Annotated in this window: 13 protein-coding genes; 7 read left to right on the top strand and 6 right to left on the bottom strand. The window is 73.6% G+C overall.

Translation table 11 applies throughout. The annotated features are described in order from the left end of the window. Positions 1-53: 53 nt before the first annotated feature. Positions 54-1,319: a vWA domain-containing protein gene (locus OG896_RS17615; RefSeq protein ID WP_329366561.1), complete on the top strand. Its 1,266-nt coding sequence runs from the start codon at positions 54-56 to the stop codon at positions 1,317-1,319. Positions 1,320-1,364: 45 nt separating this feature from the next. Here the strand turns inward: OG896_RS17615 and OG896_RS17610 are convergent, their stop codons facing one another. From OG896_RS17610 to OG896_RS17600, 3 genes are all read right to left on the bottom strand, one after another. Then, a complete protein-coding gene (locus OG896_RS17610; RefSeq protein ID WP_329366558.1) occupies positions 1,365-2,045 on the bottom strand; it encodes a TOPRIM nucleotidyl transferase/hydrolase domain-containing protein in 681 nt (226 codons plus the stop codon). 121 nt (positions 2,046-2,166) lie between these two features. Continuing rightward, a complete protein-coding gene (locus OG896_RS17605; protein ID WP_329366556.1) occupies positions 2,167-2,319 on the bottom strand; it encodes a hypothetical protein in 153 nt (50 codons plus the stop codon). Between the two features lie 28 nt (positions 2,320-2,347). After that, the gene (locus OG896_RS17600; protein WP_329366554.1) at positions 2,348-3,001 is read right to left on the bottom strand and encodes a TetR/AcrR family transcriptional regulator; all 654 of its coding nucleotides are present in this window, start codon (positions 2,999-3,001) and stop codon (positions 2,348-2,350) included. Between the two features lie 221 nt (positions 3,002-3,222). On the opposite strand from OG896_RS17600, the gene OG896_RS17595 reads away from it, so the two are divergent. Then, positions 3,223-3,855 (top strand): NAD(P)-dependent oxidoreductase, encoded by a 633-nt coding sequence (locus OG896_RS17595; RefSeq protein ID WP_329366553.1) that lies wholly within the window; start codon positions 3,223-3,225, stop codon positions 3,853-3,855. A 41-nt stretch (positions 3,856-3,896) separates the two neighbouring features. Then, the gene (locus tag OG896_RS17590; protein ID WP_329366551.1) at positions 3,897-4,853 is read left to right on the top strand and encodes an ADP-ribosylglycohydrolase family protein; all 957 of its coding nucleotides are present in this window, start codon (positions 3,897-3,899) and stop codon (positions 4,851-4,853) included. A gap of 81 nt (positions 4,854-4,934) precedes the next feature. On the opposite strand, the gene OG896_RS17585 is transcribed toward OG896_RS17590, so the two are convergent. After that, a complete protein-coding gene (locus OG896_RS17585) occupies positions 4,935-6,608 on the bottom strand; it encodes an esterase-like activity of phytase family protein (protein ID WP_329366549.1) in 1,674 nt (557 codons plus the stop codon). A gap of 210 nt (positions 6,609-6,818) precedes the next feature. Beyond that, the gene (locus OG896_RS17580) at positions 6,819-7,601 is read right to left on the bottom strand and encodes a D-Ala-D-Ala carboxypeptidase family metallohydrolase (RefSeq protein ID WP_329366546.1); all 783 of its coding nucleotides are present in this window, start codon (positions 7,599-7,601) and stop codon (positions 6,819-6,821) included. Positions 7,602-7,866: 265 nt separating this feature from the next. Here OG896_RS17580 and OG896_RS17575 point away from each other — a divergent pair, with 265 nt between their 5' ends. The 4 genes from OG896_RS17575 to OG896_RS17560 all read left to right on the top strand — a co-directional run bounded on the left by OG896_RS17575 (position 7,867) and on the right by OG896_RS17560 (position 11,788). Further along, positions 7,867-8,817, top strand: a complete 951-nt coding sequence (locus OG896_RS17575) for an ABC transporter ATP-binding protein (RefSeq protein WP_329366544.1) — start codon at positions 7,867-7,869, stop codon at positions 8,815-8,817. A 67-nt stretch (positions 8,818-8,884) separates the two neighbouring features. Further along, positions 8,885-9,676, top strand: a complete 792-nt coding sequence (locus OG896_RS17570) for an ABC transporter permease (RefSeq protein ID WP_329366542.1) — start codon at positions 8,885-8,887, stop codon at positions 9,674-9,676. A gap of 58 nt (positions 9,677-9,734) precedes the next feature. Continuing rightward, on the top strand, positions 9,735-11,093 hold the full coding sequence (locus OG896_RS17565) for a sensor histidine kinase (RefSeq protein ID WP_329366540.1): 1,359 nt from the start codon (positions 9,735-9,737) through the stop codon (positions 11,091-11,093). Next, positions 11,090-11,788: a response regulator transcription factor gene (locus tag OG896_RS17560; protein ID WP_329366539.1), complete on the top strand. Its 699-nt coding sequence runs from the start codon at positions 11,090-11,092 to the stop codon at positions 11,786-11,788. The genes OG896_RS17565 and OG896_RS17560 overlap by 4 nt, the downstream gene beginning before the upstream one ends. A gap of 585 nt (positions 11,789-12,373) precedes the next feature. On the opposite strand, the gene OG896_RS17555 is transcribed toward OG896_RS17560, so the two are convergent. Next, a complete protein-coding gene (locus tag OG896_RS17555) occupies positions 12,374-13,276 on the bottom strand; it encodes an NADP-dependent oxidoreductase (protein WP_329366536.1) in 903 nt (300 codons plus the stop codon). Positions 13,277-13,447 lie beyond the last annotated feature (171 nt).

Here is a 13,447-nt window from a genome sequence, read left to right as displayed (position 1 = left end):
GGGACGGCGCCGCACCGCGACCGGGCGCCACCCAGCCCGGAATCCCCCTGGACATGGAGAAGTTGCTGGCCGCCCGGCTGCACGCGGTGAAGGTCCGCCCGTACCTCGCCGACGCGCTCTTCGCGCTGCACGTGGTCGAGGACCGGTCGGTGCCCACGATGGCGGTGGACGCGCACTGGCGCTGCTACGTCTCGCCCGGCTTCGTGGCGCGGATGCCGGTGGAGGAACTGGCGGGCGTATGGGTGCACGAGGTCTCCCACCTGCTGCGGGACCACCACGGGCGGGGCGAGCGCTACGCGCGCGAGCAGGAGGACCGGGAGGGGCGCGGCCGGGGCGCGCGGAGCGAGCAGGAGGTGCGGCAGGCCGAGCGCTGGGAGCGGCTGCGGCGGAACATCGCCGCCGACTTCGAGATCAACGACGACATCTACGACGACCTCCACGGCAAGGGCCTGCCGCGCCCCACCGGCGCGGTGCTGCCCAGCCTGCTCCGGCTGCCCGAGGGCCTGCTCATGGAGGAGTACCTGCGGACCTCGTCGCTGTCCGGGGCCGCCACGGACCTCGCCTGGCTGGACTGCGGCAGCGGTGCCGACGGGCAGGCCCGGCCATGGGAGTCGGGGCCCGACGGCGCGCAGGGGCTCAGCAGGCAGCAGCGGGACGCGGTCCGCTTCCGGGTCGCCGAGGCGATCAAGGGCCGGCCGGGCAGTGCTCCGCAGGGATGGCGCCGATGGGCGGAGGAGGCGTTCCATCCGCCGCAGCCCTGGCGGCAGTTGCTGGGGGCGGCGGTCCGCTCGGCGGTGAGCGCGCCGGGGGCGGGCGGCGACTACAGCTACCGCCGCCCGTCGCGGCGCTCCGCCGGTGTGCCCGGGGTGCTGATGCCGAGCCTGCGCCGTACCCCGCCCCGGGTCTGCGTCGTGATCGACACCTCCGGGTCGGTGAGCGACGCCGAACTGGGCAGCGCGCTGCTGGAGGTGGCGGCGATCACGCGCGCGGTGGGCGGACGGCGCGACCTGGTGTCGGTGATCTCCTGCGACGCGGCCGCCGGGATCGCCGTCCCCATCTGCCGGGCCGAGAACATCGAACTGGTCGGCGGCGGCGGGACCGACCTGCGCTCCGGCTTCGCCCAGGCGCTGCGGTCCCGGGTCCGGCCGGACGCGATCGTCGCGCTGACCGACGGCCAGACCCCCTGGCCCTCCGCGCCGCCGCCCTGCCGCACCGTCGTCGGCCTCTTCCCCCGCCCCGCCGACTCCGTGGACGAGGAGGACCCCGACTACGTCCCCCTGGACCCGCCCACCTGGGCCCGCGTCGTCACCATCGGCTGAACGGCCGTGCCGCCGCGCCCGGTGGGCCCGTCAACGCGGGCGCGGTCAGAGGCTGTTGAGGAGGTCGTCGAGCGGCGGCGGGACCAGGTCCGGGGGGAGGGCCCGCACGAGGACATGGCCGTAGCGGATCTTGCGGCCCTTCTTCGTGCCGATGAAGCGCCGCAACTGCCGCGGTGCGGCGCGGTCGCGCTGCGCGGGCTGCTGCAGGAAGGTGCGCAGCGCGCGCAAGTCGCCTTCGGCGCGCACGAGTTCCGTCACCCGGGGCACGCCGAGCGCGCGGATGAGTTCGTCCTCCAGGTCCGCCGCGCAGACGAAGAACCGTTGCCGCGCGGCGCCGGCGCGCGCGAAGCCCCGCTCGTAGAAGCCGCGTTCGGCCTCGTCGCACAGCCCGGTCAGGCGCAGGTCCAGGCCGGGCGGGCCGAGCAGTTGGGCGAAGCGCGCGATGCTCATCGCGCCGCCCATCGCCAGGACGCAGACGCCCTCCCCCTCCAGGTCCCGCCCCCGGGCCGCGGCCAGCGCACCGACCGCCGCGACGTCACTCGGCCCCTCCACGAGCACCACGGTCCGCACCGCCGCCCGCGCGGCCCACTCCGCCGCGATGTCCCCGGCCGGGCCTTCGGCCGTATCTCCTCCCGCACCCCTGGGCGCACCCCCGGTCACAGCCCCGGCCGCACCTTCGGCCGCCCACGCGGTGACCGCCTCCCGGAACTCCTCCATACCCGCCATGCGACGAGTCTCCGGCCCCGCCACCCGCGACGGAACCGAATTTTCCGCGGTCGGGACACCGGCCCGCGCGCCGCGGCCCGACCGTGTGCCCTCGACCGCGGCGAGGAACAGCCGCCGACCGTCAGACCACCCTCCGGTCGGCGAGCGCGGCCACCTCGGTGAAGTACGCGCGGAACAACGGCTCGTCACCGGTCGGCACCCGGAACGCGGGCGAGGTGGAGTACCGGAAGGCGGCCGGGTCGGTGCCGTAGGGCGCGGCGTTCGGATCGCCCACGCAACCGATGAACAACTGGCCCGCCCGGCTACGGCAGGCGCGCCGCGATCTCGCCCGCCGGCCGGCCCGTGTGCAGGGCGAGCAGGTCCACGATCAGGTCGTCCAGGGGCGGCCAGGGGATCGTCCCGTGGTCGTTGTAGAGGCTGATCAGGCCGTGCATCGCGGTCCACAGCATGAGCCCGGCCTGCCACTGCTGCTCCGCCGTGGACCCCTTCCGGTCCGGTTCGGTGACCGCGGTCAGGGAGGCGATGACGGCCCCGAGCATCTCGGCGCCGGCGCCGTGCGTCGATACGGGGACGAGGTCGGCCGGCATCCGCCCGCCGAAGAGGGTGCGGTAGTGGCCGGGCTGTTCGACCCCCCAGCGCACGTAGGCCGCGCACCGGGCCACCAGGTCGGCGAGCGGGTCCGGGGCCGGGCGGGCGGCCTCGTTCATCAGCCGGGCCAGCTCGTCGTAGCGCAGCCGCAGCACGTGCTGGATCAGCGCGCCCAGGTCCGGGAAGTGGCTGTAGATGCTGGCCGGCGCGACGCCGACCTCCCGCGCGACCTGCCGCAGCGTGAGTGTCTCCGGCTGGTCGAGGGTGGCGAGCAGCTTCGCCGCGGCCTCCACGAGCTGGGCCTTGAGCAGCTGCCCCTGGCCGCGCGGGTTGCGGCGGCGGGCCGCGGCCCGCTCCTGAGACGACACCGTCGCCCCCTTTCCGACGTCCGATCCGACTTTCCGGCCCTCCCGGCCCTCCCGGCCCTCCCGGTTCCGACCTTCCGGGTTCCGGCCTTCCGACCTGCGTGAACCGTTCGGCGACGACGGTTCACCCTACCGCTCCCCGCTCCTGGGCAGCTCCTTGACACCGATAACCAACACTTGTTTACTCATATGACCAACAGTTGTTCAGTCAAAGGCGGATGATCATGCGCATCGCAGTACTCGGCGCGACCGGGAAGACCGGCCGCCTCCTCGTGGAGCAGGCGCGGGAGCGGGGTCACGAGGTGGTGGCGCTGGTGCGGGCCCCGGACCGGTTCGCCCCGCCCGCGGGTGCGGAGGCCGGGGCGGGCGCCGGGCGGGTGGAGGTCCGGCGGGCCGACGTCTCCGCTCCCGGGACCTTCCCCGCTCTGGACGACGTGGACGTGGTCGTCTCGGCCGTCGGCATCAGCAAGGGGGACGGCCCGGGCGCGCTGGCCGCCGGCGCGCGGCGGCTGGCCGAGGCGCGCGTCCGTACGGTGTGGCTCGGCGCGCTCGGGACGGGCCCGTCCAAGGGCGCCGGCGGGCTGATCTACTCCGCGGTGATGCGGATCTTCGTCGGCGCGGAGCTGGCGGAGAAGGCGGAGGCCGACCGGATCGCGCTCGACGCCGGCGCGACCGTCTTCCACGCGCCGGACCTCACGGACGGGCCCCTCGGGCCCGAGCGCCGCACGGTGCCGCTCGCGGACTACCCGCGCCCCCTGCTCCCGCCGCGGACCTCCCGCTCCACCGTGGCCGCGCTCATGCTCGACGAGGCGGAACGCCCGCACCCCTCCGCCGGAGTCGTCATCCCCCTCGGCTGACCCGCACCTCCCGGGGGCGCCCGTCCCCCTACGCTGCCGGCATGGATCGGATGGAGCGCGCGATCGGCGCGGTGGTCGGATCGGCGGTCGGGGACGCGCTGGGCGCGCCCTTCGAGTTCGGTGCGGCGGGCACGTTCTCCACCCGGTTCCCGAGGGCCGGTGTGGGCGGTGAGATGTGCGGAGGCGGCGGCTGGGAGGTCGGCGAGGCCACCGATGACACGCAGATGGCGGTGCACGTCGGGGAGTCGCTGGTCGAGCGCGGCGGGTTGGAGCTGCAGGACGTCTTCGCGCGATTCCGGCGTTGGGCGGCGGCCGAGCCGAAGGATATCGGGTTGCAGACCGAGGATGTCCTGACCAACGGACTGCCGTGGGACCAGGCGGCCGAGGCCCACTTCCGTGGCAATCAACGGGCGGCAGGGAACGGCGCGTTGATGCGGGCCGCCACGTCGGGGGTGTTCTTCGGCGGGCGGGGAAGGGCGGCCACGATGGACGCGGGGCGCCGGCTGTCCGCGCTCACCCACGGGGACCCCGCCGCGTGGGAGGGCACCGCGATCTTCCACGAGTTGCTGCGCGTGGCGCTGGCCGGCGCCGACCCGCTCGACGCTGTTCCGGCCGCGCTTGCCGCGGCGAGCGCCGAACACCGCGGGCGGTACGCGGTCGTGCTGGCCCCTGGCTGGGAGCCCGAGCAGGCAACGGAGTTCAACGGCGCCGTGTGGCCCTGCCTCGGCTCGGCCGTCTGGGCGGTGCGGACCACCACCTGCTACGAGGACGCGGTGCGCGCTGCCGTGGACCTGGGCGGCGACACCGACACCGTGGCGGCTGTCACCGGCGCGCTGGCCGGGGCGGTTCACGGCATCGCAGGCGTTCCAGGTCGCTGGACGGAGCCGCTGCACGTCCCGCTCCCCGGGGCCGCCGGACCGCCCCGGGTTCTTCGCCGCAGGGAACTGGAGGAACTGACCGCGGAGTTGCTGGCCGCATCGGCGCGGTCCGGTTCGTAGGCGCGAACGGCGCCGGGGCGTGGGGCGCCGGCGGGGCCGCCCACTTCTGTGGGCGGGCCCGGGGGACGGAGGTGGGGCGGGTCAGCGGACGTGGATCGTCACCGTGACGGTCTTGAGCACCGCCGGGAGCTTGGTGGTGTCGACCTTCAGGATCTCCCCGTTGTCGGTCTGGCCGGTGGGCGGCATCACCTTCTGGTGGACCGTCCACTTGCCGTCGGGGTCCACGGCGATGGTGTCGATGCCGAAGTCGTCGTCGTTGGACAGGTAGAGCGTCTTGCCGGCGTCCGTGGTGGCGACGCCCTCGACCTTGTCGTGCGAGAAGAACGCACCGCTGGGGTCGAGTTGGCTCACCAGCGTGCCGACGTTGAGGTACGGCTGCTTCTGCGCGACGTGCACACCGGCGCCGGTGAGCGCGGCCAGCGCGTCGTTGGTGCCCTTCTTCCCGACGAACGCCTCCGGCGACTTCCCGCCGATCGTCAGGCCGCTGACGTCGGTGGCGCCGTTGATGTCGATCTCGTAGAGGTTCTTCTGCGCGAACGGCTCGAAGTCGCCGTCCCGCTCGTCGACCAGGAACTTCGTGTCCGACAGCGCGGTGATCTCGCTGTTGGCGTCACCGGTGTCGTCCGGGTCGTCCAGCAGGTAGAGGTACTGCTTGGTCTGGTACGTGCGCAGGTTGATCGTGATGACGCGGGTGGTCGAGACGTTGCCGGCCTTGGTGCTGCCGAGGTCCGGCTGCTGGAGCGCGGACTGCATGACGCCCACCAGGGTCGAGCCGTCCGGGGTGACCGTCAGGCCCTCCATGCCCTTGTTCTTCAGGCGGTCCGCGAACTCGGCCGGCAGGTAGCCGACGATCTTGTGATACGCGTTGTCCTGGCTGTCCTTGTACGGGGTCAGCCGGCCCAACTCGTAGCCGCTGGCGTCGAAGTGCGTGATGTACGGGCCGTACTCGTCCGAGACCCAGAACGTGCCGTCCGGCAGCGCGACCAGTCCCTCGGAGTCGTAGCCGTACGGGTCCTTGGCGACGGGGACCGGCGTACCGCCGTTGGCGTTGGTCGCGTTGACGTCGTCGATCACCTCGCTGGTGTCGTGCGGCGGGCGGCCGCTGTAGTTGACGCCGCCCAGGCTCTTCGGGCCCTTCAGGGTGACCTTCTTGACCAGTTCGGCCTTGCCGCCCACGAGCTTGAACTCGCCGATCTGCGGCGTGAAGTCCGGCACCATCTCGGACTTGTTGCCGTCGGGGGCGTCGGCGTTGGGGCCGCGGTCGGTGAGGCCGTAGAAGTAGCCGGACCTGCCGGGCACCGGGGCGAGCGAGGAGCCGTAGCCCTCACCGGAGATCTCGGTGGTGGTGCCGTTCGGGCCGGCGACCTTCGCCAGCGGCGGCAGGGCGTCGCCGTTCGCCTGGGTGTCCTTGAACAGCTGCACCGCGTCGGTCGCCGTGTAGGTGAAGGTGTCCGTGCCCTTGAAGCCGGCCTTGGGGGTGTACGTGAACGAGCCGTCCGGGTTGACCGTCGCGGTGCCGTCGGACGGGTCGGTGTGCCGGACGACCGCGGTCGCGCGGGCGTCGTTGCGCAGCACGTTGCCGGTCACCTTGCCGTGGCCGGAGTACGAGTCGGCGGCCGCGGAGAAGTCGTGCGACGGAGCCGACAGCCAGCCGTGGGCCTGGGCCGCGGCGGTGCCCGCGCCCACCACGGCGGCGGTGGCGACGATCGCGACGGCAACCCGGGTGCGCTTGCGGGAGAAGGGTCTCGAAGTCATGCTGCCGAACCTGTCGGTCGACGGTGAACGCCGAGTTGACCCCTGGTGAACCCTCGATCCGGGATGGAACGACTCCGCGAACGTCCTCGACTTCCGCCGCCGTCGTTGCTACGCCCTGGGGCCGCTGGGATACGTGGGGGTGGGGGTACGGACTCCCGGGACGTGGCCCGGCCCGGGAGTCCGTAGCCCCTTCCCGGCGGGCGGGGCGGGTCAGACGGTGCCGTTCTCCCACCACCAGGCCCGGCCGAGGTCGGCCCGGCTGTCCACGTGCTGGTGGTCCTCGGTGTAGGTCTCCAGGCCGGAGAAGCCGCAGGTCTCCGCCTTCTGGTAGACGGTCTTGTTGGCCACGCCCGGGACGTCGAGGTCGGCGGCCGTGCCGTACAGGTGCATGCTGTCGCTCGCCCCGCCGACCGCGGCGTTGTGGGAGATGCTGCGGAAGCCGGAGTTGACGGTGATGGGGACGTTGCCGAGCTTCTTGCGGAGCGCTTCGAGCTTGTACATCGCGCGGCGGACGTTCTCCTTCGCGGCGGCGGCGCTGACCTTGCCGCCGTCGAAGGTGCCGCTCACCCGGTCGGTGAACTCGCTGAAGTCGAAGTGCGCGGTGGAACCGTCGGACTGCTGAAGGGCGTTGAGCTGCGCCTGGGTGGCGGGGCCGACGACGCCGTCGGACGACAGGCCGTAGGCGGACTGGAAGAGCCGGACCGCGGTGGCGGTGCCCGGGCCGAAGTCCCCGTCGATGGCGACCCGGGTGTGGCCGGCGCTGCCGGTGGCCCAGCCGGCCACCCGGATCTGCAGTTCGGTCACATCGGCGCCGGTCGATCCCTGCTGGAGGGTGCGCGACCAGGTGTACGCGTACGCCGAGCGGGACAGCAGGATCGGTCCGAGGACGACGCCGGCGCCTGCGGCCAGCGTTCCGCGCAGCAGGGTGCGGCGGTCGAAGGGGGAGGAGGGAGGGGAGGACGGCGAGGAGGACGAGGACGGGGACGAGGTCATCGTGGTCCTTTCGGTGAGCGAGCGGCTGGGAGTGGGCCGCGGGCGTGGAGCGCCCCCAGCATGGCGGCGGCACGGGCGGTGCTCAAGAGGCGTGCGGCGCACGGGGGATGGGCCGGATCAACCGATCGGTGGAGGGGGACCGGCCCGGTGGCCGATCAGCCGGTGTCCGCGGAGTGTGGTCGGTCGGTCGATGGGCGCGGAAGCCGTCCGCTGTCAGGGTGGTGAACGGTCCGGGAAGGGTTCGGGAGCAGAGGGGACACCACGTATGCCCGCGGTGGTCGAGGTGCGGAACCTGCACAAGAGGTACGGCGGCACCGTGGCGGTGGACGATGTCTCGTTCCGCGTGGAGCAGGGCGAGATCTTCGGGATTCTCGGTCCGAACGGCGCCGGCAAGACGACGACGGTGGAGTGCGTCGAGGGGCTGCGGACGCCGGACGGCGGGGAGATCAGGGTGCTGGGGCTCGATCCCCTGCGCGACCGCGCGGAGTTGACGCAGCGGCTGGGGGTGCAGCTCCAGGACGGGCAGCTCCAGGACCGGATGACGGTGGGCGAGGCACTGCGGCTGTACCGCTCGTTCTACCGCCGGCCGGCCGATCCGCGGGCGTTGATGGCGGCGCTGGGGCTGACGGCCAAGGAGCGGACGCGGTACGCGGATCTGTCCGGCGGCCAGAAGCAGCGGCTGTCGATCGCGCTGGCGCTGATCGGAAGCCCGGAGGTGGCCGTCCTGGACGAGCTGACCACGGGGCTGGACCCGCAGGCCCGCCGGGACACCTGGGAGCTGATCCAGGGTGTCCGCGCCCGCGGGGTGACGATCCTGCTGGTCACCCACTTCATGGAGGAGGCCGAGCGGTTGTGCGACCGGGTGGCGGTGATCGACCGGGGCCGGGTGGTCGCGGTGGACAGCCCGAGCGCCCTGACCGAGCGGGTCCCGGACGGCCAGCGCATCCGGTTCCGGCCGTCGGTGCCGTTCGAGGACGGCCTGCTGACCGAGCTGCCGGACGTGACCGGACTGACCCGGCGGGGCGATCTGGTGCTGGTCACCGGCACCGCCAACGCGTTGAACGCGGTCACCTCGGTGCTGGCCCGCCACGGCATCGTGGCGGAGCACCTGCGGGTGGACCAGCCGAGCCTGGAGGACGCGTTCGTCGCGCTGACCGGCAACCACCCCACCACCGGGACGGGCGACGCGGATTCGCCCGGCGCCGTCCACGACTGACCGTTCGCCCCACCTTCGTTTCTCCGCACCTTCGCGCAACCGTACGAGCAGGAAGAGGAGTTCAGTGATGCCGGTGGATACGTCGAGCGCGCCGGCGGTGCCGGGCGCCGTCGCGGACGGTTCGGCGCTGGGCCGGCTCACGCTGGCCGAGCTGAGGTTGTTCCTGCGGGACAAGGCGGGCCCGGTCTTCGCGGTCGGCCTGCCGTTGGTGCTGCTGGTCGTGTTCGGGAACGTCCCGTTCTACCGGCGGCATCGCGCGAACCTGGACGGGTACACCCTCCTCGACGTGTACGTGCCGATCCTCGCGGCCTTCGTACTGGCCACGCTGTCGTTCAACGTGGTGCCGCAGGTGCTGGTCGGCTACCGGGAGAAGGGGGTGCTGCGGCGGTTGCGGACGACGCCGGTGGGGCCGGCCCGGGTGCTGGCGGCGCAGCTCCTGGTCAACCTGGCGACCGCGGCCGTGGCGGTGGTCGCGCTGCTGCTGGTGGCCCGGCTGGCGTTCGGGGTGCCTCTGCCGCGGCAGGCCGCCGGGTACGCGATCGGCATCGTGCTGACCGCGCTCGCGCTGATCGCGCTCGGCCTGTTCGTCGCGGCGGCCTCGCCGAACAGCCAGGTCGCGAACGCGGTGGGGGTGACGCTGTTCTACGTGATGATGTTCTTCGCCGGGCTCTTCCTGCCGATCGCGACCATGCCGTCGCTGCTGCGGCACATCAGCCAGGCCGCCCCGCTGGGCGCCGCGGTGCAGGCGCTGACGGACGCGACGGAAGGGCACTGGCCGCACCCGGTGCAGCTGATCACGCTGGTCGCGTACACGGTGGTCTTCGGCGGGGGAGCGGTTAAATGGTTCCGCTGGGAATGAGAACGGGGGACGGGATGACGGGGTCGTGGGCGGTGGGGCCGGAGCGGGAGGGGCCGCGATGAGCGGGGCGGCGCCGCCCGTACGGCCGGGTCGCCAGGACCAGCGGCTGGAACCGCTGATGACCGTGGCGCCGTACGTGATCCTGGCCGCGCTGGTCGTCGTGACGCTGGTCGTCAAGCGCGGTGCGGGCGGCTCCCTGCTGATCGACCTGGGGCTGTGTGCCACGGCGGCGCTGTGGATGCTGTGGATGTTCACCTGGCACCCGGCGTGGCGGGAGCGCGTGGCGGTGATGGCGGTGTTCTTCGCCGGGCTGGTCGTGCTGATCGGCGTACTGGTGCTGCGCGACCCGTGGTTCGGCCTGTTCACCCCGGCCGGGTACTTCTACGCGTTCGGGGTGCTGGTCTGGCCGTGGCGGCTCGCGGGGGTCTCCGTGGTCGCGTTCGAGTCGGGGATGGCGCAGGTGGCGGGCATCCCCAAGCACAACGCCTTCGGGGTGGCGCTCACCGTGGTGGTGCTGGCGGTGAACGTCGTCTGCATGTGCGGGATGGCGTGGTGGGAGTGGGACGTCGATCGGAAGAACGTGGAGCGGGTGGCGGCGCTGGAGCAGGCGCGGGAGGCCAACCGCCGGCTCCAGGCGACGCTGGCCGAGAACGCCGGGCTGCACCGGCAGTTGGTGGTGCAGGCCCGCGAGGCGGGGGTCCTGGACGAGCGGCAGCGGATGGCCCGGGAGATCCACGACACGCTGGCGCAGGGCCTGATCGGGATCGTCACCCAGTTGCAGGCCGCGGAGTCGGCGGGGGACGTCCCGGAGCGGTGGCGGGCGCACTTCGCCGCGGCGACCCGGCTGGCCCGGGAGAGCCTGGCCGAGGCGCGCCGGTCGGTGGACGCGTTGCGGCCGGAGCCGTTGGAGACCGCCGGGCTGGGGGAGGCGCTGGCCGGGGTCGCCGACCGCTGGTCGGCGCTGCACGGGGTCACGGCGCAGGTGACCACCGTCGGGACCGCCCGGCCGCTGGCGTCGGAGACCGAACTGGCCCTGCTGCGGGCGGCGCAGGAGGCGCTGGCGAACGTGGCCCGGCACGCCCGCGCCGGCACGGTGACGCTGACGCTCGGGTATCTGGGGTCCGAGGTCACGCTGGAGGTGCGGGACGACGGCTGCGGTTTCGACCCGTCGGCCCCTCGCGTGCCCGCGCCGGCGACGGTCGGACCCGAGCCGGAAGCGGAAGCGGAAGCGGGATCGGGCACGGAAGCGGAACCGGGATCGGGGTCGGATACGGAAGCGGGCGGTGGGTTCGGTTTGAAGGCGATGCGGGAGCGGATCGAGGGGTTGTCGGGGACGTTGCGGGTCGAGTCGGCGCCGGGATCGGGTACGACGGTCTCCGCGTGCGTGCCCCAGGAGACGGTGGAGGCCGGCGCGTGAGCCCGGCCGGCGGGGCCCCGATCACGCTGCTGATCGCCGACGACCACCCCGTCGTCCGGGACGGCCTGAGCGGCATGTTCGCCGCCGACCCGGCCTTCGAGGTGGTGGGCCAGGCGGCCGACGGCGCCGAGGCGGTCCGGATGGCCGGCAGCCTCCGGCCGGACGTGGTCCTGATGGACCTGCGCATGCCCGGGATGGACGGCGTGACCGCGATCGCCGAACTCGCCAGGACCGGCAGCACCGCGCGGGTGCTGGTGCTGACCACGTACGACTCCGACAGCTACGTCCTGCCGGCCATCGAGGCGGGCGCGACCGGCTACCTCCTCAAGGACGCGCCCCGCGACGAACTGCTCCGCGCGGTGCGGGCCGCCGCCAACCGTGAGGCCGTCCTCTCCCCCGCCGTCGCGGCCCGGCTGATGAACCGGGTCCGCTCACCCGGCCCCGGACTGCTCAGCCGGCGCGAGAGCGAGGTCCTGAAGTGGGTCGCGGCCGGTGCCACCAACCGCGAGGTGGCGGCCCGCCTCCTGATCAGCGAGGCCACCGTCAAAACCCACCTCTTGAACGTCTACGGCAAGCTCGGCGTCAGCGATCGCGCGGCCGCCGTGGCCGAGGGGTTCAACCGCGGCCTCCTCACACCCCGCAAGTCCCCCCACCGACGTGACCCCCCGGGCCCGCGGTTCCTGCCCCCGCGGTGAGTTGCCGGACCACCCGCGTGTGGGTGGCTGGTCGCGCAGTTCCCCGCGCCCCTTGAGGGTGCGGTTCTTCCGCGGGGGAAGCCGCACCCTCAAGGGGCGCGGGGAACTGCGCGCTCAGCCACCTACTGTGGCGCGCTGGGCCCGCGGTTCCTGCCCCCGCGGCGGGTTGGCCGGACCACCCGCGTGTGGGTGGCTGGTCGCGCAGTTCCCCGCGCCCCTTGAGGGTGCTGTTCTTCCGCGGGGGAGCCGTACTTACTCAGGGGCGCGGGGAACTGCGCGCTCAGCCGACCACTGTGGCGCGCTGGGCCCGCAGGCCCTGCCCCCGCGGTGAGTTGCCGGACCACCCGCGCGTAATGGGCTGGTCGCGCAGTTCCCCGCGCCCCTTGGGGGAGCCGTACTTGCTCAGGGGTGCCTGGGAGGTGCCCCCAGCGCCGCTTGGGGGTGCCGTTCTTCCGCGGGGGGAGCCGTACTTGCTCAGGGGCGCGGGGAACTGCGCGCTCAGCCACCTACTGTGGCGCGCTGGGCCCGTGGGTCCTGCCCACGCGGCGGGTTGGCCGGACCTGCGTGCTGTCGGCTCGGGTTGGGTCAGCCGATCAGGAGGACGAGCTTTCCGCGCAGGCGGCCGTCCTCGCCGGCGCGGTGCGCCTCCGCGATGTCGGCGAGCGGGAACGTCCCGCCGACGGGGAGCGAGAAGCGCCCGGCCTCGATCAACTCGCCGATCTCCGCGAGCGCGTGGAGCGCGCGGCCGGAGTCCCCCCGGCTGAACCGCACCCCGTGCTCCTGCGCACCGGCGAAGTCGGCGACCGTCAGGACGTGTTCCGGGCCGCCTGCGAGGCCGATGAGTTCGGGCAGCACGCCGCTGCCGGCGACGTCGAGCGCCAGGTCGACGCCGTCGGGCGCGAGCGCGCGGACCCGCTCGACGAGCCCGTCACCGTAGGCGACGGGCACGGCCCCCAACGAGCGCAGGTACGCGTGGTTCGCCGGACTCGCGGTGCCGATCACCCGCGCGCCACGCGCGACGGCGAACTGGACCGCGGCGCTGCCGATGCTTCCGGAAGCGCCGTTGACCAGCAGCGTGCCGCCGCTCCCCACGCCGAGCTGGTCGATCGCGCGGGTCGCCGTCTCGACGGCGGCCGGCAGCGCGGCGGCGCCGGCGAAGTCGAGCGACGGCGGGATCGGCGCGTAGTACGACAGCACCGCCGACTCGGCCTGCGCCGCCCCCTCGGCGCAGAAGCCGAAGACGCGATCGCCGACGGCCGCGTCCGTGACGCCCTCGCCGAGCGCGTCGACGATGCCCGCCGCCTCGTAGCCCAGGGTCTGCGGGAGTTCCTCGTCCATGAGCCCCGCGCGCTTCTTCCAGTCGCTCGGGTTGACGCCGGCCGCGCGCACCGCGATCCGGACCTGGCCGGGGCCGGGCCGCGGAGCGGGCAGGTCCACGAGTTCGAGGACGTCCGGGCCCCCGAACCGGCTGAAACGGGCTGCTCTCATCATGCGCTCCGATCTCGACGCGGCCCGGCTGGTCCGCGGGCGTGGCTCGACTGCTCGCTGCCGACCGCTGCTGGTGGCCGCCGCTGGTGGCCGCTGCTGGTGGGTGCCGCTCGCGGCATGGTGCGACGAGGTCCGCCGCCGGCACCGTACGCAAGGGGCCGCCGGCCAGGT

The organism is Streptomyces sp. NBC_00669, assembly GCF_036226785.1.
Classification (GTDB): domain Bacteria; phylum Actinomycetota; class Actinomycetes; order Streptomycetales; family Streptomycetaceae; genus Actinacidiphila.
This window is presented reverse-complemented; position numbering and strand designations above follow the sequence as displayed.